This window comes from Chitinophagales bacterium (assembly GCA_019694975.1).
Classification (GTDB): Bacteria; Bacteroidota; Bacteroidia; order Chitinophagales; family UBA10324; genus JACCZZ01.
Map to the genome: position 1 here is coordinate 346,316 of JAIBAY010000003.1, position 24,437 is coordinate 370,752.

At 44.5% G+C, this 24,437-nt stretch carries 15 protein-coding genes and 1 rRNA gene; 6 read left to right on the top strand and 10 right to left on the bottom strand.

Annotated features, from left to right (window positions below; translation table 11 throughout):
- Nucleotides 1–318: 318 nt before the first annotated feature.
- Nucleotides 319–1,845: ribosomal RNA gene (locus K1X61_07800) — 16S ribosomal RNA — on the bottom strand.
- A gap of 1,066 nt (nt 1,846–2,911) precedes the next feature.
- Here K1X61_07800 and K1X61_07805 point away from each other — a divergent pair.
- Nucleotides 2,912–4,147 (top strand): outer membrane protein assembly factor, encoded by a 1,236-nt coding sequence (locus K1X61_07805; protein ID MBX7108533.1) that lies wholly within the window; start codon nt 2,912–2,914, stop codon nt 4,145–4,147.
- Nucleotides 4,148–4,590: 443 nt separating this feature from the next.
- Here K1X61_07805 and K1X61_07810 read toward each other — a convergent pair whose 3' ends face one another.
- From K1X61_07810 to K1X61_07830, 5 genes are all read right to left on the bottom strand, one after another.
- Nucleotides 4,591–5,052, bottom strand: a complete 462-nt coding sequence (locus K1X61_07810; GenBank protein MBX7108534.1) for a hypothetical protein — start codon at nt 5,050–5,052, stop codon at nt 4,591–4,593.
- A 261-nt stretch (nt 5,053–5,313) separates the two neighbouring features.
- A complete protein-coding gene (locus tag K1X61_07815; GenBank protein ID MBX7108535.1) occupies nt 5,314–6,120 on the bottom strand; it encodes a hypothetical protein in 807 nt (268 codons plus the stop codon).
- Between the two features lie 330 nt (nt 6,121–6,450).
- Nucleotides 6,451–7,056: a porin family protein gene (locus tag K1X61_07820; GenBank protein MBX7108536.1), complete on the bottom strand. Its 606-nt coding sequence runs from the start codon at nt 7,054–7,056 to the stop codon at nt 6,451–6,453.
- A gap of 25 nt (nt 7,057–7,081) precedes the next feature.
- Nucleotides 7,082–7,717 carry a DUF4136 domain-containing protein gene (locus K1X61_07825; GenBank protein MBX7108537.1) on the bottom strand — a complete coding sequence of 212 codons (636 nt, stop codon included), beginning with the start codon at nt 7,715–7,717 and terminating at the stop codon, nt 7,082–7,084.
- 237 nt (nt 7,718–7,954) lie between these two features.
- On the bottom strand, nt 7,955–8,764 hold the full coding sequence (locus tag K1X61_07830) for a hypothetical protein (GenBank protein ID MBX7108538.1): 810 nt from the start codon (nt 8,762–8,764) through the stop codon (nt 7,955–7,957).
- Between the two features lie 230 nt (nt 8,765–8,994).
- Here K1X61_07830 and K1X61_07835 point away from each other — a divergent pair, with 230 nt between their 5' ends.
- Nucleotides 8,995–11,421: a TonB-dependent receptor gene (locus K1X61_07835; GenBank protein ID MBX7108539.1), complete on the top strand. Its 2,427-nt coding sequence runs from the start codon at nt 8,995–8,997 to the stop codon at nt 11,419–11,421.
- 37 nt (nt 11,422–11,458) lie between these two features.
- Here the strand turns inward: K1X61_07835 and K1X61_07840 are convergent, their stop codons facing one another.
- A complete protein-coding gene (locus tag K1X61_07840; protein ID MBX7108540.1) occupies nt 11,459–12,652 on the bottom strand; it encodes a metallophosphoesterase in 1,194 nt (397 codons plus the stop codon).
- Nucleotides 12,653–12,913: 261 nt separating this feature from the next.
- Here K1X61_07840 and K1X61_07845 point away from each other — a divergent pair, with 261 nt between their 5' ends.
- The gene (locus K1X61_07845; GenBank protein ID MBX7108541.1) at nt 12,914–16,189 is read left to right on the top strand and encodes a PDZ domain-containing protein; all 3,276 of its coding nucleotides are present in this window, start codon (nt 12,914–12,916) and stop codon (nt 16,187–16,189) included.
- Between the two features lie 237 nt (nt 16,190–16,426).
- Here the strand turns inward: K1X61_07845 and K1X61_07850 are convergent, their stop codons facing one another.
- The gene (locus K1X61_07850; GenBank protein ID MBX7108542.1) at nt 16,427–17,377 is read right to left on the bottom strand and encodes an EamA family transporter; all 951 of its coding nucleotides are present in this window, start codon (nt 17,375–17,377) and stop codon (nt 16,427–16,429) included.
- Nucleotides 17,378–17,448: 71 nt separating this feature from the next.
- Nucleotides 17,449–17,781 (bottom strand): hypothetical protein, encoded by a 333-nt coding sequence (locus K1X61_07855; protein MBX7108543.1) that lies wholly within the window; start codon nt 17,779–17,781, stop codon nt 17,449–17,451.
- Between the two features lie 86 nt (nt 17,782–17,867).
- On the opposite strand from K1X61_07855, the gene K1X61_07860 reads away from it, so the two are divergent.
- The 3 genes from K1X61_07860 (at nt 17,868) to accC (ending at nt 21,425) form a co-directional block, all read left to right on the top strand.
- Nucleotides 17,868–19,346, top strand: a complete 1,479-nt coding sequence (locus K1X61_07860; GenBank protein ID MBX7108544.1) for a PLP-dependent aminotransferase family protein — start codon at nt 17,868–17,870, stop codon at nt 19,344–19,346.
- Between the two features lie 181 nt (nt 19,347–19,527).
- Nucleotides 19,528–20,016 carry an acetyl-CoA carboxylase biotin carboxyl carrier protein gene (accB, locus tag K1X61_07865; protein MBX7108545.1) on the top strand — a complete coding sequence of 163 codons (489 nt, stop codon included), beginning with the start codon at nt 19,528–19,530 and terminating at the stop codon, nt 20,014–20,016.
- 59 nt (nt 20,017–20,075) lie between these two features.
- Nucleotides 20,076–21,425 carry an acetyl-CoA carboxylase biotin carboxylase subunit gene (gene accC, locus K1X61_07870; GenBank protein ID MBX7108546.1) on the top strand — a complete coding sequence of 450 codons (1,350 nt, stop codon included), beginning with the start codon at nt 20,076–20,078 and terminating at the stop codon, nt 21,423–21,425.
- Between the two features lie 141 nt (nt 21,426–21,566).
- On the opposite strand, the gene K1X61_07875 is transcribed toward accC, so the two are convergent.
- A complete protein-coding gene (locus tag K1X61_07875) occupies nt 21,567–24,365 on the bottom strand; it encodes an insulinase family protein (GenBank protein ID MBX7108547.1) in 2,799 nt (932 codons plus the stop codon).
- Between the last annotated feature and the right edge of the window lie 72 nt (nt 24,366–24,437).

Sequence of the window (24,437 nt, forward strand, 5' to 3'; positions counted from 1 at the left end):
CCAAGTGCAACTATGAAAACGCTAATTGCAGAAAACCTGCTTTCTGCAAATAAGGAAAATCATACTTGCAGTTGAGAATTATCTTATCAGGTGAGAGGTTGGTTGCCAATTATTTTGAATGAGGAAATGGCCCAAAATCCATGACCTTATTTATCCTGTGGATATTAAATAACCCATGCTGCCACCCCAACATTGCTTTGTCCAAAAAACAAAACCCCAACCATTTGCATGGTCAGGGTTTTAAATCTTGAAGTAAGGAAGTAACAACTTACCAGCAGGTAAGTATTTGTCCCGACCAAAGTCGGGAACTTGCTCTAAAAAGGAGGTATTCCAGCCGCACCTTCCGATACGGCTACCTTGTTATGACTTAGCCCCAGTTACCGGTTTTACCTTGAACGACTCCTTACGGTTATCGTCTTCAGGTACACCCGGCTTCCATGGCTTGACAGGCGGTGTGTACAAGGTCCGGGAACGTATTCACCGCGCCATTGCTGATGCGCGATTACTAGCGATTCCAGCTTCATGAAGTCGAGTTGCAGACTTCAATCTGAACTGAGACGGGCTTTTTGGGATTAGCTCCTTGTCGCCAAGTGGCAACCCATTGTACCCGCCATTGTAGCACGTGTGTAGCCCTGGACATAAAGGCCGTGATGACTTGACGTCGTCCCCTCCTTCCTCACTGCTTACGCAGGCAGTTCCACTAGAGTCCCCGGCATTACCCGATGGCAACTAGTGATGGGGGTTGCGCTCGTTGCGGGACTTAACCCAACACCTCACGGCACGAGCTGACGACAGCCATGCAGCACCTTGCAAACAGTCCCTTGCGGGAAAGACACCTTTCGGCATCGGTCTGAATGCATTCTAGCCCAGGTAAGGTTCCTCGCGTACCATCGAATTGAACCACATGCTCCACCGCTTGTGCGGACCCCCGTCAATTCCTTTGAGTTTCAACCTTGCGGTCGTACTCCCCAGGTGGATTACTTAATGCTTTTGCATAGACCCGTACAGTGTATCGCACAGATCGAGTAATCATCGTTTAGGGCGTGGACTACCAGGGTATCTAATCCTGTTTGATCCCCACGCTTTCGTGCCTCAGCGTCAATGTCAGTTTAGCGAGCTGCCTTCGCAATTGGTGTTCTGTGTCATATCTAAGCATTTCACCGCTACACGACACATTCCGCCCACCTCAACTGAATTCAAGACCAATAGTATCAATGGCAGTTTCCCGGTTAAGCCGGGAGATTTCACCACTGACTTAAAGGCCCGCCTACGCACCCTTTAAACCCAGTAAATCCGGATAACGCTTGCACCCTCCGTATTACCGCGGCTGCTGGCACGGAGTTAGCCGGTGCTTATTCCTCTGGTACCGTCAAGCCCCGTAGAAACGGGGTGTTTCTTCCCAGATAAAAGCAGTTTACAACCCAGAGGGCCTTCATCCTGCACGCGGCATGGCTGGTTCAGGCTTTCGCCCATTGACCAATATTCCTTACTGCTGCCTCCCGTAGGAGTCGGGCCCGTATCTCAGTGCCCGTGTGACTGGTCGTGCTCTCACACCAGTTACTGATCGTCGCCTTGGTAGGCCGTTACCCTACCAACTAGCTAATCAGACGCACACCCATCTCTTACCACCGGAGTTTTAATCTTTGTGTGATGCCACACCAAGATTTTATGGGGAATTAGCCCCGATTTCTCGGAGTTGTGCCCCAGTAAGAGGGAGGTTGTGTACGTGTTCCTCACCCGTCTGCCACTCGTCAGCATGTATTGCTACACCTGTTACCGTTCGACTTGCATGTATTAAGCCTGCCGCTAGCGTTCATCCTGAGCCAGGATCAAACTCTCCGTTGTAAAAAAACTTGAGTTAATTCTAGCTTAAAACACTTACCTTTTTGTTGCTGGCTAATTGTTATCTTCCAATACTTCAAAGAACATTATCCCAATGATTCCGGGACTTGCAAACGGATGAGAATTGCTCCTCAGCGATTTGATAAAAATATTTATTCAGAACTGTTTTTAGGGAGTGCTTTTTCAAAAGCGGGACACAAAGGTAAAGGGAAAAATTGAAAATGCAACCCGTGCTTAAAAATAATTTAACCGCTATCAATATTCATAGTCCTTATATATTGTAAATCAACGGGTTAATCGAATTTATCGTGGATAAAATATTATGGATGTTGTTGATGCAGGTTGCATTTCAGCCGCTGAATATGCCCTGATACGCATTTCGTGATTGCCTTTACCATCCAGACACTTTACCCGGCGCTGCTCCTTTATGTTCTTTAACCAATACGTGATAGTCAAACAAGCAGCTACCTCAAAACAGGCAATCAAGCAGCTAACTCAAAACTGGCAATCAATGCGGTCATGCCGAATTTATTTCGGCATCTGTCAATGAATTGAAGAGATCCTGATACAAGTTCAGGATGACTCCAGGTATTTTGATATAGTTTCTGATAATATCAGATCCGCTCATACCCGCTTTGCCTGCTCTGACATGGTAATATATTCCGTCCCGCTTTGAGCAATAAAAAGGCAACCCGGTACCAACATCAGTTTCACTTCAATTGCTTCATGAAAATCCTTCGCTGTCTTGCTGTTATTTCTGCAAATTTCCCGGCTTTAGCTTATCCCCATATTTGTTGAATTAATCTGCGAAGTGAAATAGATTACAACAGGAAAAAATATGGAATAGCAATTCAACTAAGCCTGAAGTTTTCCAATTCAAGCATGATAGATGTGTTTTTCTACCTTTGTTTAGATCACCCTATCAATTCAGGTATTCACTGAAGGAAATTTCACGCTTACTTCAAATATCATGAAATATACATATCCGGCTTACAGATATTGTCCGCACGCTTGTCTGCTAAACAGGAGAAGTCCCTTATTTAGGTTAATGATTTGCTGCATTTTCACCATGATTGTTGCTATTACCATGATTACAGCACCGGCATATGCTCAGCATAATGCTGATTCCATAAACTGTCCTGTTAAAGATATCGGTGACCTGTTGAGAAAAGATACGATGGCCAATTCAAAGCCGCCTAAAAACTATTACCTATTTGGAGCACCGGTGATAGGCTCCTCACCTGCCACGGGATTTATTATTGGTTTGGCCGGACAGATCACGTTTAAAGGAAAAAATCCGCTGGATAAGTATTCTGTTGTAAATGCCAACTTTCAATACACTACTAAAAATCAGATTCTGTTCCAGGTGAAAAACAACCTGCTGCTTGCGCAAAACAAACTGATTCTCTCCGGTGATATGCGCATATTCATCTATTCGCAACCAACTTACGGACTGGGTACCGATGCGCTGAATGCCGAATCAACCGGTAACGGCATTATCATAGGAAATGAAAGCGTTGAGCCGGATTCAATCGCTGAGAATATGTTTTATAATTATTACAAACTTCATCAGCTGGCAGCCTATAACATAAAAGGCATCTTCTACCTGGGCGCAGGCCTCAACTTCGATATCTATCAAAAAATATCAGTAGATTATCCATTGCTCTCCGGGAAAGATACTTCCTTTCATACTGCTTACAGCTTATTGCATGGCTATGACTCTACCAATTATGCGCTCAATGGAATCAGCGCCCATGCAATCATTGATACACGCGATAACCAGATCAATGCAACCAAGGGCATCTATATGAATCTGAGCTATCAGTTTGAACCGAATTTTTCCAAACAACAGAAAAGCAGTTCTGTATTTTCTGCTGAACTGCGTTATTTCAAAACTGTGAATGTGATGCATAAACATCATACCATTGCATGGTGGGCCATGGGAACATTTACAACAAGCGCTCTACCCTACCTCTCTTTACCGGCCCTGGGCTGGGACCAGCGAAGCAGAAGCGGAAGGGGTTATGCGCAGGGGACCTTCCGTGGACAAAATTTCGTCTATGGCGAAATCGAATACCGCTTCCCCATTACCTGCAATGAAGTGCTTGGTGGAGTGTTGTTCATCAATGGCACTACAGCCAGTGATAAGGACAGGGAAGTTAAGCTGTTCAGATTTATTCAACCGGCTTTTGGCATCGGCTTGCGGATAAACATGGATAAAGCATCACGTACGAATCTCGTACTTGATTATGGGATCGGTAAAAAATCAAACGGATTCTATCTGAATGCAGGTGAAACTTATTAGAAGCTATGAAAGCATGCATACCGGCAGATGGACAACATACTGGAACAATGATCCGGAAGACAGGTAAAATTAATGACCGGCCTTCACCATGTTGTTGCCAAAAATTAACACCTACCGCAAATAATAATGGCACAATACCCGTCTTTGATACAAGACTTAACCAAAAGCTATAAGTTAAGCCGGAAGACACTGAATAAAATGCATTATGTGGAACGAAAGATTTTATGCTTTCAGGTTTATATCAGATGCATCGGAAGAAGATGAAATAATTTCAGAGCTAACTCCATTTATTTGCCTTACCATATCAAACTGGAATAGCATAGACATAATGAAAATCCATAAAAAAAGCCGTTCATTTGAAGAACGGCTTTCTCTGAATAGCTTAATGTTCTGTATGAAGATTACCGGGTTTCCCCGTTAATTAATTGCTCCATAACTGCAAACTATTTGCCTCCGGTGAAAGGAATTGCATCCAGTAATTTAAACTGTGTGGCGGCATCGATATAGGCCTCAAACTGCAACCATGACAGCGCTATTTTACCCCCAAGCTGCTTTTTGATCTGCGCATAGTACTTCTTTTCTATGGAAGATTCTGTTGCCTGATTTTCAAAATAGTTTTTACCGAAAACATCCGCCTGCTCATTCGTCAGCGTGCTGTATTGTGCGGCATAGTTCTTCATATTCTGAAAACGCGCATCAGCCAGTTTGCTTCTTTCTGCTTCGTAGTTGCCATAGATCGGCCAGAACTTAGCGGCATCTGCATCGCTGAGCTTCAGGTAGTTCATGAGCAATGTCTTGCGGTCAGACTTGTATTCCGATTTCAGGTATTCAAATTCATTCTGTTGCGCCATGGAAACCGATACATAAGCAGTCAACAGGGTAAAAAATAAAATTGTCTTTTTCATATTGAGTTTTTTTTCGCGACAAAATTAACTATGGAATGCATTCATTCCAACATTTTCTTTTATTAAGTAAAACCGGGAAATAATTCCGTGGAAAATAACTGGTAGCTGCATTAAATAGATCAGCGAAACGGTATGCCTTACAAAACAAAAGCAGCACTAGAATATTAAATAACGGACATAGACAAACTTAACCTCTGCGACCATGAAACAGCATTACTTCCGGAAGCCGTGCTGTATAAATTCACTCACATGCAAACTATATTAAAACCGGAAGCCTGCACTTACAGAATAACGGAATCCTGCAAAGAACAGGTTGGCACGACCATTTGTATCCACTTCTCCGGTATCTGCCAGTTCACCGACAACCGGAATATTGTCAACAAGATACTCGTAAAGATCCTGCAGGTATTCATTTTCCTGATTGACATCAAACTGTCCGTCCAAGGACAACACTGCGCCGTAGAGTGCTAAAGCAGGTCCAAAAAGATTCATATCAATGGTCAGCCTGTCGCGTATTACAAACTGATAGCCCATATTAATACCGGCCTGCAATATTTTGAGTTTACCGGTGAATTCAAGTGTACCCGTGGCAAACGAGGTATCCGGAAATGAAACTGAACGTTTGTTGGTGAAAGAACTGAAATCAATAAACGGCCCCCAGTACAGCCCATGCGGCGCAGCATATTCATTTTCCTTCTTGAAATAAAAACGGTAATCAGCCCCAACGGTATAGCCACTGCGCTTAATGCCTGACTCAAAATTGATACTGTCCGGATCACGTGTTTTCAGCAATTGCGGGAAAGTAATATAGCCGGCCTTCAGCGATACTGTCTGAAATTCGCGGAGTGACCTTTCATACGTAAAAATGGCTGAAGGGGCAAATGTGACATTAGAGGTCAGGCTTAACTTGATGTTATTGGGATATTGTAACTTTTGTGTGCTGTCAGGTTTGGAATTTTGCTCTGTGTTGTTGACCGGAACAACCAAAGGTGCTGACGATTGTGCAAACGCCACTGCGATAAAACAACATAGTGCAAGGGCAAGGCTGGAAAAGTGAATATATTTCATATCAGGAAAATTTTGATAAATGTAAGTATAGTAACAATGAAAAAAAATGAGCACTCCGATGGGGTAAAACGATCCACTTCACGCCTCCGGTACAATTGTCCGGCTATAGAACCCTTACTCCAAAGGTCCGTTTGGAATAGTTAACAATGCTGCATAAAACCTATTCATGAAGTCATTGAGCAGAACAAAACCAATCACGGAGTGAAGGATAAAAGGATTAGCAGGCAGGCTCCTCTTTCACAATTGCCTGATATTTAATAACCAAGCCATTGATGTAAATCGGCTTAATTGCTGCTATTTCAACAGGGTTGAAAAATATCCGACACACACTTATTTCCAGCTGATACCCACCCTGAAACCCACGTAACTGAGATCCTTAATAAGTTCTTCATAGTCATACGTGGTATAGTTGAGATAGGCACTGACATTTCCACTAACATGCGAACCGGGTTGTGTAAACCGCAATCCAACTTCAGGTGATATGGAAAATGGCCACTTATTGGTAGCAGTGATCACATAATCGATTACATACGACTCCAGGTCAATACTGTTTACACCCAGTCCCAGTCCGACAAAAGGCCTAACCCTTTTCATTGGGTCGCCAAACGCATACTCGCCCGCTACATGCATGGTCCAGTTGCGGTTGTAGTTATAAAATGTTCCGGTAACCGACGTTTCATGGTTAACTTCATAAGTAGCATCAGATTTTTTCTGGTACCAACTGTTATAACCAAGATCAAAACCCGCAGAGAGATTATCAGTGAAGCGGTAACGGTACTGACCATTCATTCCTCGAAACTGGTAGCTTGAAATGTAATCCGTAACAGAACCCACCGGCAGATTCATGTCATAATTTAAGGTGAACTCCGACTGGGAAAATCCAGCAGTTGTACCCAAACATATGATGCTGATGAAAACAACAATTATCTTTTTCATAAGGTGATATTGAAAGATGAGATTTTTAGTTTGTTTGGAGATATGGTGATTGAGCAAATGCAGCATCTATACCTTTCAATGCTTTCGACACATTGAAGTTAGGATCTGATGACGAAAGTGCATAAACAATGGAAGTCCAGGGAATCGGCAGATACCCGAGATCACCATCAATGGCATGCCTGCGATCCACCATATCAATCACCAATGAACCCGACTTATAAGTTGACACGGTCGGGTAGGTAGGATAATACCACCAGCCGCAATTCCAGCCCCAGTAATAGCAATCCCAGTAACCATAGCCGTAACCCGGGTAGTAAACAATATTGAGGTTCTCAGTGGCTGTCATATTAAAAACCAGGTCGGGATCAGCTGTTTTATCCACTTGCTGATAACCACGGCTATTCATCTGACTCACCACCGCAGCAATTAACTGCTGTGAATATTGTGCATTGATCGGGTCCACCGTTGAATCGGAGCCTAAAAAATAAACGGCATCCGGTACACTGTAGGTATGGAAGACACCAAAGTCAACAGTAGAGTCACGACTGCTGATAGTTGCAACATCCTCATACAATTCCGAATCGGAAGGATAAGGTAAAATACACGAATTAAACGTCAGTATGACTGACAGCAGGCTTCCGGCAATAACTAAACGTTTCATAATGCTATATTTTCTTACAAAGTTAGACAACATAAGACTAAAAAAAAAACGACTGCAGAAATGCTAAGATTCCAAACGCGAATCAAAAACATGGCAAATCATATCTAGTCAATCACGATAGCTGTCATTTGAATTCCTAAGCATGGGACTGCATTAAAATATCAGCATGCTTTAGTTCGGAAAGACGCAGGTCACCTTCTTTCGTAAGGATATATCCATTATTGCCCTAAGCAAGCTTCAATCAGTAAACATGCCGCGCAGTTCCACCATGGCACTCTGTCCAACATCGGCGTTGATCAGTCCGCGCATCGGCCGCCCGATATCCAGCGTAACATAAATTACCAGCGAAGTCAGCAATGCAAAACCACAGATGATAATCCAGTCCTTTTTCCGGATGACTGTACTGCTGAAACCAGCAACAAAGGTGACGGTCAATGCAAGGATGAAAAGTGCAATAATGATAATATCCGGAATATGCGCTTTAAGGGTTGATTCGCGCGTAGTGGTGATGTCAATCATGGCATTGAGTGCCGGAATCATCTGATTGGAAGGAATCAGCATGTTGGGCTGCTTAGACATATCGGCCGCTCGTTTCCAGATGCCGGATGACAGCATTGCACTTTCATTTTTGGATTGAATCATCTTATCAAGATTACGCCCTGCCTCATAAAAACGAATTCGCGCCTCCACATAGGCTTTGAAATCTTTTCTGAATTCCAGCCTGATGGAGTCAGGATACAGATCGGAACGAAGTACAACGGTGCCAATATCATTGGCTTCCTGCACCATTACATTCCTGTAATTATCATACCTGTTGCCGGACATGCCAAACGTGATGGCAAGGATAAATCCAAATAACCCGAACAAGCCTGCTTCAAGGCTGCCAAATCCTGATTTCTCATCCGTATTCCCGGAAGACGCTGCTGTCTCATTTCTTCGCCAGAACTTCCCGCTCAGGTTGCCAAGCCATACAAATACAATCATCAGCACAAAGAGCAGCACAGACAACTCCCAGGCTTCAGTACGCAAAATAAATGATACTGCCATCTTATTACCGGTTTTATGTGAGTAAAGTTGAAAGTTAAATATTTCCCTTGCGGATTTATGTTGCTCCCGCCTGAATTTATTTTTCAGTTCCACCGATGCGCATCATTTTCAAAAAAAAAATTCTGTATGATGTAACTTTTTATTACCGTCATACGACCTATACACAATACTTAACACGGGAAAGGTCAGCCATCTTCCACTTACGAGTTCCCGCCAATAACTCAACAATCATGAAAACACTCTTAGCGTTAATGGGATTCCTATGCCTGCAAAGCATCCTGGCTGCAAACGCCGCAACTATCACAGGGCAGGTTTATGATCAGCTGCACCAGCCGGTTGAATTCGCCACTGTTACATTGTTGAATGCAGCAGACAGTTCGCTGATCAAAGGTGAATTCACTGATGCATCGGGCAGTTTTGCATTTGATCAGCTCCACGAGGGAAATTATGCACTGCGTATAACCAACCTGGGTTTTGAAAATGTTACACTTGACAGCATTACCATTGATAGTGCAAGTGCTGCTGTGAATCTTGGCAGCATATCACTGTCAATGTTGTCGAAAGAACTGACCGGCGTAACTGTTTCCGCTCAGAAACCATTGATTCAGCATGAACATGACAAGATGATATTAAATGTGGAAGGCAGCGCTGTCGCCTCCGGCGGCAGTGTGCTGGATGCACTGGAAAAAGCGCCCGGCGTAATCGTAAGTCAGGATGGAAAACTGAGTCTTCGCGGCAAGCAAGGCGTGCTGGTTATGATTGATGACAAACCTACCTATCTGTCTGCCGAACAACTGGCGAACCAGTTAAAGGCAATGCCGGCTGAAAGCATTTCAAAAATTGAAGTGATCACCAATCCATCTGCCCGATATGATGCCGAGGGCAATGCAGGCATTATTAACATCGTGACCAGGAAAAACAGGAACCTCGGATTAAATGGTTCCGTGACAGCAGGCATTGAAAAATCACAGGAATGGAGCCCTGAAGCGGGCATTAATCTCAATTACCGCATGAAAAGCGTGAATCTGTTCGGAAGCTACAACTATAGTGACTACCATCAATATCAGACACTGGATGTGCTGCGTAATTTCTCGGAAGCAGATGGGCAATCTTCCGTAACCGAAAATAGCGTAATGCAAAATGCCTATCTGGATAACAGTTATAAAGCAGGGATGGATTATTTCATCAACGACAGGCATACGATTGGTTTCGTGGCCAGTGGATATGCGGATAAATACACGACTACAAATAACACCGCTGCCACCATCAACAACAGCACTGGTATTTATGACCCGGGGTCGCATACTCACGGAGATATCAAAAATCTATCGGATAACTTTTCTTTCAACCTCAACTATGATGGAAAGCTCGATACATCCGGCACTGTACTCTCGGCGGATGCCGACTATTCTCATTTTAACAGTAAAGGAGATGATTATTATGAAACAGTATATTTTAATGAAGATGGCAGTGAAACGGATAATCCACTTTACTATCATACACAAAGTCCTGGTGTGATTGATATTCGCTCGGCAAAAGTTGATCTTTCCCATCCATTCCGTCATGGCTGGAATATGGAAGCCGGTGTAAAAGCCAGCGCTGTAAAAAATGATAATGAAGAAATCTTCACTGTAAAGCAAAACAGTGATTGGATAATTGACAGCTCCAAGACCAATCATTTTATCTATACAGAAAATGTATATGCCGGATACCTGCAACTGAGCAAGACCATAAAAAAGACAAGCATCTCGGCCGGGCTCAGAAGTGAGCTCACGCATTCAACAGGCAATTCTGAAACACTGAATGAAAACTTCGAACGTGACTATATACAACTTTTTCCTTCCATCAATGTAAGTCATGAAATCAATGATAACCATTCCGTTTCTGTTTCCTACAGCCGCCGCATTGACCGGCCGGATTATGATCAGCTTAATCCATTTCTCTTTTTTCTGGATCCTTATCTATACCAGCAGGGAAACCCTAACCTTAGACCACAGCTTACCAACTCATTGGAATTATCTTATTTATTCAAGCAGAACTATAACCTGATATTAAGCTACAGCCGCACCAGTGATGAAATACAGGAACAATTTTACCAGGTGGATTCTACCAAAACCATCGTGCTGCTTTCCGAGAATTTCGGATCCAATACTACCTATGCTTCCACCGTTTATGCGCAGCTGCAACCGTTCACATGGTGGAGTTTAACACCGGTTTTAACGGCATTTTACCAGGACCTTGAAACAAAATACCTTGAAACCGATTTTCACAATACCCATTTAGGTTGCCAGGTAAACATTCAAAACAGCTTTACCCTTCCTAAAGGATTCAGCCTTGAGCTGTCAGCGCAGTATCAGTCGCCGGTAATTTTCAGCATCGCTTCCATAGAAGCAAATGGCGATGTGTCAATGGGTATTAAAAAGACATTGTGGGATGGAAAAGCGAGCGTGAAACTGAATGCACGTGACATCTTTAATACCAACAATATCAAGGGCGAAATTGTTTATGCCAACATTAATTCGTCCTTCGCGCAAAACAATGATCAGCAACGGTTTGGCATCAATTTCACCTATCGGTTCGGCGCTTCGCAGGAATCACAGCGCAGACGGCAAAGCGCTATTGATGAAGAGGTGAACCGTGTAAAACGTGGAGGATAGGTGTGCAATTTATACTGGCTGAGCGGAGAAAAGTGAATTAATCCGGAAAGCTGAAGTCGGTAAGTTGAGCGGGAGTAACCGTCTGATTCAGCTCTTCTTTCCATATAAGTACACGGAAAGTATTGTCATCGAAGTATTCAATACGAAAAAATCCTTTCGAATTGAATTCACCATGCATTTCAAGCACGGATGTGTTGCGTTCCGGTTTCACCTTCCTGAATTCACTGCAATCCTTTTCATTCGTGCATTTGCTTCCTGCACCACTCACCAGCTGTACATAATTCGGAAGCCGGAAATATTGCAGGTTGTGATCATGCCCTGCGGCAAAAATCAGTTTATCCGCCGAATACTTATTACAGATGGTATCTAACCGTTTACGCAGGTAATCATATTGCCTGTTGCCGATATGCTGAAACCGAAGTCTTGCAGCAGGCGCCACAATAAATTTTGCACTGTGCTTGCCATAGGTATAAATCGGATGGTGCTGTGCGATCAGTATGAATTCATTCTGCCGTTTTGCACGATGTACAATCGTATCCAACTCCGACAGGTAACCATCCAAAACATGCCTTCTTTCTTTACGGTTACCTGCATCAACTCCCTCCATCGCGGAACCATGTGCATGAAGCCACCATTGAGAATCGATAAAAACCAACCGTATCTTAATTCCTTCGGCCGCACGGATTAAAGTATCATCCGGACCGAATGCATACTTAGGATAATATCCGCCATGTTTCAGTTTCCCGCTGCTGAAATAATCCTCAAAAGACTTTCTCTCGTTTACAACAAATTGTTGTCCCCTTCGCTGTCCGCGCTGCCAGTCATGATTTCCCGGGATCATAAATACACTGCCATCATAATTCTCCAGTCCTTCCAGTTGACTGGCCAATTTCTGTTGATTCACTTCCAACGTTTTACCATTCACCTCATCACAACAAACTTTCGGAATCTTCTCATATCTAACTTTGCCGCCTTGCTCATTCGCAGGAGCCCAACCGCAGGGATAAACATTGTCGCCCAAAAATATGACTGCACTGTTTGACCGGTACTGCTCTGTATTCAACTCCTGCCTGAGGTGTTGAAGTGTCCTGGTATGAGCCGTATCATCAATAGTGTACTCGCCAGCATCTCCGATTAAGAAGAGAGAAAATACCCGCTGAGGCGACTGCGCACAGATGAAACTGTTTATGAATAGAAAACATAAGCACAGCAAGAATTTTGACCGTTTCATTTACCGGCATAGCCCGGTTTTCCTGAAGTACATCCGGACAGTGCAGAACAAAGCTGTATAAATAAATCCTGAATAAAAACCCGCCGGCAACTAACTGTTTGCATTTTAATTGTCACAAGGGCGATTTGTTGAACTGCTTAAATGAGGTCACTGCATCATGGCGCTGATAAGGGTTGTCGGCGAAAACATGTCAGATGTCGAAAAAGTCATCTCATTCATCCACCTTCTTTCGTACTTTTCGGATTCTAAACCCTTAATTCCATGATAACCCGTTGCCTCTCAGTTCTTGCCTTAACCATTACTGCATTCAGCTATTCATTTGCACAGGATGCTGTTGAAGAAAGAATATTCCGGTTTCCTGCAGTTCACGATAACAGGATCACTTTTTCATATGCCGGTGATCTTTATACAGTTTCGAAATCGGGCGGCGTTGCACGCAAATTAACAAGCGACATCGGGTATGAAATGTTTGCCCGTTATTCACCTGATGGTAAAAACATTGCTTTCACCGGCCAGTTCGATGGCAATACGGAAGTATATGTGATTCCGTCAAATGGCGGAATTCCCAAACGGCTTACCTATACTGCTACGCTTGGCCGTGATGATCTTTCGGATCGCATGGGCCCAAACAATATCGTGATGACATGGAAAGACAATGACCATATTGTTTATCGTTCTCGCAAGCAATCATTCAACGCATTTAAGGGGCAGCTTTTCATGGCTGATATTAATGGTGGACTGTCAGAGGAACTTCCGTTTTCCGTGGCAGGATTCTGTTCATATTCTCCCGATGGAAAAAAGATGGCCATGAACCGGATTTTCCGCGAATTCAGAACCTGGAAATATTACCAGGGCGGAATGGCAGACGATGTATGGATCTATAATACTGAAAACAGGCAATGGGAAAACATCACTAATAATGTTTCGCAGGACATGCAGCCAATGTGGGCCGGTGATAAAATCTATTTTCTCAGCGACCGCGACCGTACCATGAATCTCTTTGTTTATGACATCAACACGAAACAGGTACGCAAGGTGACAAACTATACAGATTACGATATCAAGTTTCCATCACTGGGCGACAGGGATATTATTTTCGAAAAAGGCGGACTGCTCTATTTACTGAATCTGCAGAACGAACAGGTTACACCGGTGAAAATTGAGATTGACAATGATCAGAACTGGAGCCGTGATGAGCTGGTGGATGCTTCTAAGTTTATTGAAGGATGGGACCTTGCGCCAGACGGTAACCGCATGCTGTTTATTGCGCGTGGCGACATTTTTACGGTGCCGGCAGAATCGGGCATTACACGAAATATCACACAATCTTCTACAGCGCATGACCGTGATGCCGTATGGAGCCCCGATGCCAGATGGATTGCCTATATCAGTGATGTAAGCGGAGAAGATGAAATATACATACGTGCGCAGAATGGAACGGGTGAACCTGTCCGTATCACCACCGCAGGCGATGTCTATAAATACCACCTGATGTGGAGCCCTGACAGCAAAAAAATAATGTGGAGCGACAGGAAGCAGCGACTGCAGTATGTGGATATCGATTCCAAAATCATTACTGAACTGGAATCATCCAATGTTGGTGAATACAACTATTATGACTGGTCGCCGGACAGTAAATGGATCTGTTATGTGCGGCCCGAATGGCAAACCAACAGCAGAATTTTTCTCTATAATCTTTCCACCAAAACCGCCACGGCTGTCACTGACAACTGGTATAACTCCTACGAACCCACCTTCACCAAAGACGGTAAATATCTCGTGCTGATTTCGGATCGCGATTTCAATCCAACGTTCAGCAACATCGAATTCCAGATTGCCTATGAAAACATGAGCAAGCTTTACCTGGTAACGTTATCAAAAGAAACGCCATCGCCATTTGCACCTGAAAACAATGAGGTGAAAGGGGAAGAAAAAGCTAAAGAAGAAACCACCGGTGACGCGAAATCAAAGCCGGATAAATCCAAAAAAGCACCGGAAGCAGTGGCATCCAATGATGTTAAGATTGATCTGGATGGTATCAGTAGCCGGCTGGTGGCATTGCCCGTAGAAGCGGCTCAGTATTTTAATATACAATCGGCGGAAGGCAATATCTACTACCTGCACTCGAAATCTGGTGAGCAGGAATCCACACTATCTGTCTTTAAATTCAAGGATAAAAAAGAAGATGCACTGGGTGCTTACGATAACTTTCAGATATCGGCTGACAAGAAAAAGATGGTAGTGGCAAAAGGGCACAGCTATTCCATCATTGATTTACCCATGGGAAAAATACAGGCGGATAAATCGGTAAAACTATCAGACATGAAAGTGATGGTGAATCACCGGCAGGAATACCAGGAGATTTTCAATGAAACGTGGCGGCAGATGCGTGATTTCTTCTATGTCTCCAATATGCACGGGCTTGACTGGAATGTCATCAAGTCAAAGTATGGTTCCCTGGTGCCTTATGTCAATCATCGCGCTGACCTGACTTACCTGCTGGGTGAAATGGTGGGAGAACTCAGCATCGGGCATTCCTATGTTGGTGGTGGCGACAAACCAGAACCGGAACGTATAAAGACAGGATTACTGGGTGCCAAGCTCACAAAAGATGCATCCGGTTATTATAAGATTACCAGCATTCTGCAAGGTGCCAACTGGAGTGATGAGTTGCGTTCCCCGCTTACGGAAGTGGGCGTGAATGCAAAAGCAGGCGATTACATCATAGCAGTGAATGGCATGCCAACCAATGGCATGAATGATATCTATGCCTCGCTGGTGGATATGGCCGGCAAACAGGTTGAGCTTACCTTAAACACCAAAGCAGCGGCCGACGGCGGCAGAAAAGTGATTGTTGTGCCTTTGAGTGATGAAAGCGCATTGTATTATTACAATTGGGTAGAGAGAAATATTCATTATGTGGATTCTGTATCCAACGGGAAAGTGGGTTACCTCCACATCCCGAATATGGGACAAGATGGGTTAAATGAATTCATCAAACATTATTATCCCCAACTGAACAAAAAGGCCTTAATTGTGGATGACAGGGGCAATGGCGGCGGATTTGTTTCTTCACTCGTGGCACAACGGCTTTCACTCGACCTGGTTTATTTTAACATGGCAAGGAATCAGATCGGTTCACCTGATCCCACGATGTTGCTCGGCCCCAAGTTGTTGCTGACAGATGAATATTCCGCTTCCGATGGTGATATTATTTCTTATCGGTTCCATAAGCTGAAAATTGGCCCTGTGGTCGGCAAGAGAAGCTGGGGTGGTGTAGTGGGTATACGCGGCACCCTTCCCATAATGGATGGCGGATTTCTCAATCGCCCTGAATTCGCGCCTTATGATTCTACCGGTTGGCTTATCGAAGGCCATGGAGTAGATCCTGATATTGTTGTGGATCAGGATCCGGCCATGGCATATGCCGGCATTGATCAGCAGTTGAATAAAGGACTGGAAGTAATTATGGATATGCTGAAAACGCAGGAAAAAACCGTTCCGGCAGTGCCCGCCCCAAAGGATAAATCAAAATAATCAGTAAGGCAGATTACTCAGGATGTTAATTGTGCATGCGTTGACTGGATTTTGCTGCCCGTCAACGCATGTTTTTTAAATGGACATTGTCGCGAAGTGCAATTCATACGCGTAAGGCTGACTGGTACTTTTTTACAGGAAATACTTTATGCCAGCCTCAGAACTTTATGCTAAATCTTAAGTTGAAATATCCTTTTGATATAACGCCGGTACGAATATTTTTCTCTGCTAATACAATTACCAAAACTTAAACAGTACTGGCACCATCCTCAACCTCTTGATCAGTACGGGCTGATCCCTTTTTTCTTTGAATCCTGCATTCACCAGGTAAACACCGGCAATTGTAATTATCATAGCAAGTAATGTGTAGAAACCGAATTTTTCATGGAGCAGCAGGTAGCCGAACAACACAGCCACCACGGGATTTATATAAGCATATAGCGAAACAACAGTGGAAGGCAGGTGCGACAATGCAAACAGGTAAGCACCATAGCTGAATATCGAACCTATCAGGGCCAGATAAATCAACGCCATCCATCCGCTGACAGTTGGGTGAAACGCAGTGGCTTCACCTGCAAAAAGGCCTGCAACAGATAAGATAATACCTGCTATCAGCATTTGAAGACCTGCGGCAAACATAAACGGCGTGTTCCATCTTAACTTTTTGGAATACACTGTTCCATACGACCAGGCGATGTTGCCGAACAGCAAGAACGCAAGACTCAACAACAGTGCGGGATTGGAAAGATCGCCAAGGTTATCGTAGAAGATCATTACCAACCCGCCGAAACCGATGAATAAGCCGGCAATAATCAGCGAATTAACCTTTTCAGATTTAGACAATAACAGGTTAATCAGCACCACCCAAATAGGTATCGCCGAACAAATCAAAGCTGCAAGCCCGCTGGAGATGTGTTGTTCAGCATGTACCACGCTGCTGTTTCCAATCACAAAAAACAAAAGACTGATCAGCAATATATGCTTCCATTCCTGCATAGAGGGCAGTGGGGTCTTTTTGAGCAAAAAGTATAGGCTTACCAATCCGCCGGCCAGCAGAAAGCGCACACCTGCAAAAAGAAAAGGAGGCATGCTCAGTACGCCAATCCTGATGGCAAGATAGGTGGTACCCCAAAAGAAGCAAACGGAGGCAAGGGCAGCGTATGCTTTCACTGATGATGCTGACTGCATGAGCTATGAAATAAAAATGTCAGGGAAATTAATAAAAGACTATGGTAAGCGGTGGAAAATCCACTGTGCATCTATTGAACCGGCAAGCGGCTTTTCAGCGTGCTGTCAATCTGATTTGCATTAACAGCCGGAAGGGAATTACCCAACTGTTCGCTTTCCATTTGCACTTGCTCCAGCATGTACACCAGGTTGCCCAGTTTAATCGTAACGATTTTTTCCAGTGAAGGAACCTTCGCGATTACAGCATGCGATTCGCATTGAAGGTAATCCAGCTGCTGCTGTGCACTCATAGCCACTAACTGCACTTTGGAAGTGTCGGGGTAACAGCAGTCATTTTCTGCACCGAACGAAAACTGACTTGTTACTAAGAGCAACAAAAACAACAATGATTTCAGGGTTTTCATAACTGTTGATTTAAATTACGATACAAAGCTATATCTTTGTTGGACTATCAAAGCATACCAGTTTTAATAAATCAAATAGTCCAGTTATGTTTTCCCTCAGTGCCGTTATCGATATCGACAAGACCTGCAGCACGCCGGTATACCTGCAAATAGCCAATAAGATGATCGTACAGATCAAAAAGGGCATTTTGAAACCCGGATCCAAATTGCCCGGCACGAGGGAACTCGCCAAGACGCTGGAAGTGCACCGGCAGACCATTGTTGCAGCACTCGATGAACTGGATGCACAGGGCTGGATTGAAATTGTTCCGTACAGTGGCACTTACATTAAAGAGTCGATGCCGGAGGTGCGCGGCAAAAAGCTGGTCAACCGCGACGGGCAGCCATTAGGATTCGCAAGGCATACCGGTTTTGCAGTTGCAAAGAACAAATTTCTCCCTGCGCCACATTTTGTGAAGCCCTACTATCTTGAAATAAATGAAGGCTACCCTGACGTCCGTATCGCGCCGGTAGAAGCCTTATCGAGAACTTACCGTAACCTTTTGCAGAAAGAACATTATAAAAAATACCTGAGCTATGCCGGCACGCATGGCAATATTGATTTGAGAAAAGCCCTTTCAGAGCACCTCCGTGAAACAAGAGGCATACAGGCATCATTTGAAAATATTCTGCTTACCAGGGGCAGCATGATGGCATTATACCTTGCCTTTCATACTATCGTGAAGCATGGTGATGTAGTTGTGGTAGGTGAAACCAACTACTATTCAGCCACAGCGATGTTTAAAAATATTGGCGCGAAACTGATTACCGTTCCGGTGGATGAAAATGGTATGGTGGTGGATGCACTGGCAAAGATTTGTAAGAAATCAAAAGTAAGGGCCGTATTTATCACACCACATCACCACAATCCCACCACTGTTTCGTTAAAGGCAGAACGCCGCATGCAATTGCTTTGCCTTGCCGAAGAACATAAATTCGCCGTGCTGGAAGATGACTATGACTTCGATTATCATTACGACAGCGGGCCGGTGCTTCCGCTCGCCAGTGCGGATACACATGGCATGGTAGTGTATATGGGCTCATTGAGTAAAAGCCTGGCTCCGGCATTCCGCGTCGGTTTTGTGGTGGCACCGGAAAACCTGATCGAAGAAATGGCGAGGCTCCGGAGAGTAATCGATTTGCAGGGTGATACCGTGCTGGAAAAAGCGATCGCTGAATTATTTGCGGAAGGGGAAATACAACGCCACCAGAAAAAGGCAACCAAGGTTTACCATGCCCGTCGTGATTATTTTGCCGCATTGTTGCGCAACAGGTTTCCGGACGTTATCAACTTTCACGTACCGTCGGGAGGAATGGCCATCTGGGCGCAATTCAATCCGGCATTTGATCTGCAGGACATTTCTAAAAAAGCGCGAGAGCGGGAATTATTTCTTTCATCCGGGCGCTATTTCAATCCCGAAAATAAAAACCTGAATGCTACACGGATGGGGTTTGCATCGCTTGACTTCGATGAAATGGAAGAAGCAGTTGATATCCTGGAGAAAGTTATACGGAACAAAAAATAAAAAGGAGCACTTTCATCATGCGTTTATCAATGAAATTAAAGCTGACCTCAGAATGAGTTGCTCTCATTCGGCTTTTACTACCCATTTTCCGATAAATGGCTATCTTTCGCATCGTGGCAGATTAAAATATTGCGTTCACCTTGCAGGTCTGCCTTCTTAAAAAACCCTAACCCATTTCGAAATGGATTTAAAAGAAATTCAGGAACTTATTAAGCTCCTCAACAAATCAAATATTTCTGAGATCCGCATTGAGCGCGATAATTTCAAAATCATGATTCGTACACAGGATCAGAACGGGCCGGTTCAGTATGTGCGCCAGGAAGTTGTAAACGCACCACAGGCACCCGCAGTTGTGCCGGTTGCACCGGTTGCTGCCCCGAAGGAAATAACTTCCGCGCCGGTTGCTGATGCCGCTCCTGAAAAACCCGGGCAGATTGTCATTAAATCACCTATGATCGGCACCTTCTACCGTTCTTCTTCACCTGACAAACCATCATTTGTAAATGTGGGTGATGAAATCAAGCCCGGCACGGTGTTGTGCATCGTTGAAGCCATGAAACTCTTCAATGAAATTGAATCAGAATACACAGGCCGAATCGTCAAAGTGCTGTTGGAAAATGCCAAGCCTGTGGAATATGATCAGCCTTTATTCCTGATTGAACCGCTCTGAGATGAAAAGACCAGCGAAAGCCGGATTTTCATTGCATCACCTCCTCTAAAAAATAATCTGTGGCCAAAAACAGACCATTAAGTAAGATACTGATAGCGAACCGCGGTGAGATCGCATTGCGCGTTATCCGCACCTGCCGTGAAATGGGAATAAAAACAGTCAGCGTCTACTCAACAGCCGACCGAGAATCTTTACACGTGAAGTTTGCCGATGAGGCCGTATGTATCGGCCCTCCACCGGGTAAAGAGTCATACCTTAATATGGCAAAGATTATGGCGGCCGCAGAGATTACCGGTGCCGATGCCATTCATCCGGGTTATGGATTTTTGTCGGAGAATGAAAAGTTCGCGGAAATATGCGGGCAGTACGGCATTAAATTTATCGGGCCCACACCGCATCAGATCTCGATGATGGGTGATAAGATTACTGCAAAAGATACCATGAAGAAAGCCGGTGTACCGGTTATTCCGGGTTCTGAAGGGTTGGTGACGGATCTGAAAGAAGGAAAGAAGACAGCAAAGAAAATAGGTTACCCTGTAATACTGAAGGCTACCGCCGGCGGCGGTGGAAAAGGAATGCGGATTGTATGGTCGGAAGAGGAATATGAAAATGCCTTTAACATGGCACGCACGGAAGCCGGTGCTTCTTTTGGAAATGATGGCGTGTATCTTGAGAAATATGTAGAAGAACCACGTCATATTGAGATACAGGTGGCAGGCGATCAATATGGAAAAGCCTGTCATTTGTCGGAGAGAGATTGTTCCATTCAGCGCCGTCATCAAAAATTATTGGAAGAAAGCCCTTCCCCTTTCGTAACACAGCAGCTGCGTGAAAAAATGGGTGCTGCTGCCATCAAAGCCTGTAAGGCAATACGGTATGAAGGTGTGGGTACGGTGGAATTCCTGGTTGACAAGCACCGTAATTTTTACTTCATGGAGATGAATACACGCATACAGGTAGAACACCCGGTGACAGAAGAAGTAATCAATTATGATCTCATCAAGGAACAAATCAAGATTGCAGCAGGTGAACCGATTTCCGGTAAGAACTATTTTCCCACCATGCATGCGATTGAATGCCGCATTAATGCGGAAGACCCGCACAACGACTTCAGGCCGAGCCCGGGAAAAATAACGACACTGCATACACCCGGAGGCCACGGCGTCCGTATTGATTCCCATATTTACGATGGTTACACCGTTACGCCATTTTATGATTCATTGATTGCAAAAATTATTACCGTAGCACAAACACGCATAGAAGCCATTGCGACTATGGAGCGAGCGCTTAGCGAATATGTGATTGAAGGCGTAAAAACCACAATACCATTTCATCTTGCCCTGATGAAAGACCATAATTTCAGGGATGGGAATTTCAACACTTCATTCCTGCAGGGATTTAAATTTTAAAATTCTTCTGTTACAGCAGATATAAGACCCTTGAAAGGCTCTTTTTTTTACTCTGACTGTTTAAAGGCATAGTCTGCTGGAAACAAACAATTCTATACCTGAGATACTGAGATATTATTGCGGCATGACCTGCGCAAGCAACTAATCAGCCGGATATAATATGAATTGGGCTGTATTGTCGCCATTGAAGTACTGTGCAGTGAGTCGCTTAAAATCGGCGGAAGACAGTCTATCAACCTGCTGATGATAGGCATCCAGTTCAAGCACATTTTCTTTATTCATCTCACTTTGAATTATGGCACTGAGCCAGAAACTGTTCTGCTTAAGATTCAATTCCCTTTCCTTCCATAACTGCTCCTTGACTTTCAGCAGATCGTCGGCATTACATCCGTTTCTTTTTACGGAATCTATCACTGCCAGCGCCGCGCTGATCAATTGCTCCACGCGGCCAGGCGCACAGCCAAAAGACAATGACAACTGGTAACGCCCTTCCGGATAATGCCTCAGCGACGGCGTTACACTCACACCATACACGCCACTCATATCTTCACGCATGGTTTCACGCAACTTCAGATTGATCAAACGCAGCAGCGCATTCACTTCATTGCGATTTGCACGGTTGTAATCGAAAAGGCCGTGGAAAATTATCCGTACCGCACTTTTTGGTTCACTGCCGATCCTCACTGTTTTTTCCAGCCTGCCCGCCGGAGGAACGATGTGGAGATTATGGTAGGTTGCGGCGCTGTTACCACGGTCAATTCCTCCCAGATACATTTCAATCAACGGACGAATTTTTTCAGGATCAAAATTACCGACGAGCACGAAAGTCCAGCCGGCCGCCGCAGAAAACAGTTCCCTGTAAATTTCAAAGGCGCGGTTGAAATCAACCTGTTGCAGTTTTTCAGCATCTACCGGTTGAAAACGAAAATTATGCTGACTCATCACTGCCTGAATCGTGTCGCGGAAAGTAGCTTCAGGGCTTGCATGCTGATGTTGCAAAAAAGCGAGATCCTGCGCAATAGCCGATTGAAAAGCCACACTGTCTTTGCGCGGTGAGGTAAAATACAGGTAAACAAGTTGCAACATTGTTTCAAGGTCTGTTGCAGATGCATTTCCATTTACTGATTGCTGCAACTCGCTGACTGATGGCGAAACAGTCACCACTTTATCGCTCAGGAATTTTTCAAGTGTTACGGCATCATAACTCCCGACACCGGAGTGAGAGATGATGCCGGCAGCGTAAACAGCGGACATGTAATCCTGATCCTCATAAATGGATGTGCCGCCCCAGCTGTATCCATTCAGCAATACTTCATCATTTTTGAAATCCGTTGGCTTCAGGATAACCTTTACTCCGTTGGCAAGCTCCCATTGTGTGATGTTGTAGGAAGGTATTTTATGCTCCATCATCACTTTCGAAGGCATGGGCGGCACATCAATCAGGGCTTTGTCCATTGCCTTATCAATATATGGTTCCAGTTGCCTGCTTTTACTATCCATAAAGATTTTGCGGATGCGATCTTCAGCAGGCAGCATGATGCCTTCCTTTTGCGGCTGCGTAATACCAATCACACAGTTCGTTCCGTTGCTGATCCATTTTTTCGCTACTGCATTTACATCATCCACCACCATGCCATCGAAGAGCGTTTTTCTAATCTTGTATTCCCATTCTATGCCGGGGGCCGGTTCCTTGTTCAGGAACAGCCTCACATATTCTGATGTGAAGTTGCGCGACTCTGTCTTTTCCCTTTCATTATAGGCGCGTTCGGCATTCCGCAGAATTTCCTTTTTCGCCCGTTCAAACTCCGAAACGGTAAATCCGTAACGGAGAATGCGCTCATTTTCATCGAGCAAAGCGGCAAGCCCGCGTTCAACACCGTTATCCTTCACAATGGCAAAACTGCCGAAGGCCGATTTAGACCTCACCAGGGAACCAAATGAAGAACTGCCATATGTGAAAGGAGGATCAGCCTGCTGCACTATTTCACTCAGCCGGTGATCGCTCATTGTCAGATAAACTTCCGACAGCAAAGCATTGCGATAGTCTTCAATGGTATTTAATATTTGTTTTGGCAGCTTGTATTCCAAAGAAACGGCAGTATAGGTCGCCTCTTTGTCTGTAGCGATGCTGACCAGCAATTGCTCATGATCAGGCACCGGATAAACGACACGTTCCTTTGCTTTTAACGGATTCACCATTGCAGAAAAATTTTCCCGGATGAGCGTTTCAACTTTAACAGGATCAAAATCGCCGACAGCAACCACAGCCATCAGGTCGGGACGATACCAGCTTTTATAAAAATTCCGCAAAGTGTCGTATGGCGCATTTTCAATGATGTCCTTTTTCCCGATAGGTAAACGTACGGCATACCTTGAATCATAAAAAAGTACAGGGTAATACTGGCGCTGCATTCTTTCAGCGGCCCCCTGTCCCAGCCGCCATTCTTCTACCACCACACCGCGTTCTTTATCTATTTCATCATCCTCAAATGATACAGCATGCGCCCAATCCTGCAAAACCTGAATGCCTTTTAAAAAAATTTTTTCCGTATCGGTAGGGATCTGCAACATGTACACTGTTTCATCAAAACTTGTGTAAGCATTCAGGTCGGCCCCGAAGCGCATGCCGGTGCGTTCCAGAAAATCCACCAGCTCACTCTTTTTGAAATTTGCCGTTCCGTTAAATGCCATATGTTCGCAGAAATGAGCCAGTCCCTGCTGCTGTTCTGATTCAAGCACAGATCCTGCATTCACTACCAGCCGGAGTTCAGCACGATGTTCAGGTTTACTGTTCTTCCGGATATAATAAGTGAGGCCATTGGAGAGCACGCCTGTTCTGACGGCCGGATCAACCGGAATTATTGTTTGGAGATCGTATTGCTGGCCGGCAGCAGCGAGGCACAGCAGGCACACCAATAACAAAGTTTGAAAAAACCGCATCCGTTTAAATTTTGCACTAAGCTAATCGGTTCATTGCGAATTCATATCTTTAATAATCAGTTCTACAAACGT

Excerpts from the sequence above, each read along its gene's own strand:
- K1X61_07875 (MBX7108547.1), bottom strand. The coding sequence starts at position 24,365 with ATGCGGTTTTTTCAAACTTTGTTATTGGTGTGCCTGCTGTGCCTCGCT.
- K1X61_07845 (MBX7108541.1), top strand. The coding sequence starts at position 12,914 with ATGATAACCCGTTGCCTCTCAGTTCTTGCCTTAACCATTACTGCATTC.
- K1X61_07825 (MBX7108537.1), bottom strand. The coding sequence starts at position 7,717 with ATGAAACGTTTAGTTATTGCCGGAAGCCTGCTGTCAGTCATACTGACG.
- K1X61_07855 (MBX7108543.1), bottom strand. The coding sequence starts at position 17,781 with ATGAAAACCCTGAAATCATTGTTGTTTTTGTTGCTCTTAGTAACAAGT.
- K1X61_07840 (MBX7108540.1), bottom strand. The coding sequence starts at position 12,652 with ATGAAACGGTCAAAATTCTTGCTGTGCTTATGTTTTCTATTCATAAAC.
- K1X61_07810 (MBX7108534.1), bottom strand. The coding sequence starts at position 5,052 with ATGAAAAAGACAATTTTATTTTTTACCCTGTTGACTGCTTATGTATCG.
- K1X61_07805 (MBX7108533.1), top strand. The coding sequence starts at position 2,912 with ATGATTGTTGCTATTACCATGATTACAGCACCGGCATATGCTCAGCAT.
- K1X61_07860 (MBX7108544.1), top strand. The coding sequence starts at position 17,868 with ATGTTTTCCCTCAGTGCCGTTATCGATATCGACAAGACCTGCAGCACG.
- K1X61_07835 (MBX7108539.1), top strand. The coding sequence starts at position 8,995 with ATGAAAACACTCTTAGCGTTAATGGGATTCCTATGCCTGCAAAGCATC.
- K1X61_07830 (MBX7108538.1), bottom strand. The coding sequence starts at position 8,764 with ATGGCAGTATCATTTATTTTGCGTACTGAAGCCTGGGAGTTGTCTGTG.
- K1X61_07820 (MBX7108536.1), bottom strand. The coding sequence starts at position 7,056 with ATGAAAAAGATAATTGTTGTTTTCATCAGCATCATATGTTTGGGTACA.
- K1X61_07815 (MBX7108535.1), bottom strand. The coding sequence starts at position 6,120 with ATGAAATATATTCACTTTTCCAGCCTTGCCCTTGCACTATGTTGTTTT.
- K1X61_07850 (MBX7108542.1), bottom strand. The coding sequence starts at position 17,377 with ATGCAGTCAGCATCATCAGTGAAAGCATACGCTGCCCTTGCCTCCGTT.
- accB (MBX7108545.1), top strand. The coding sequence starts at position 19,528 with ATGGATTTAAAAGAAATTCAGGAACTTATTAAGCTCCTCAACAAATCA.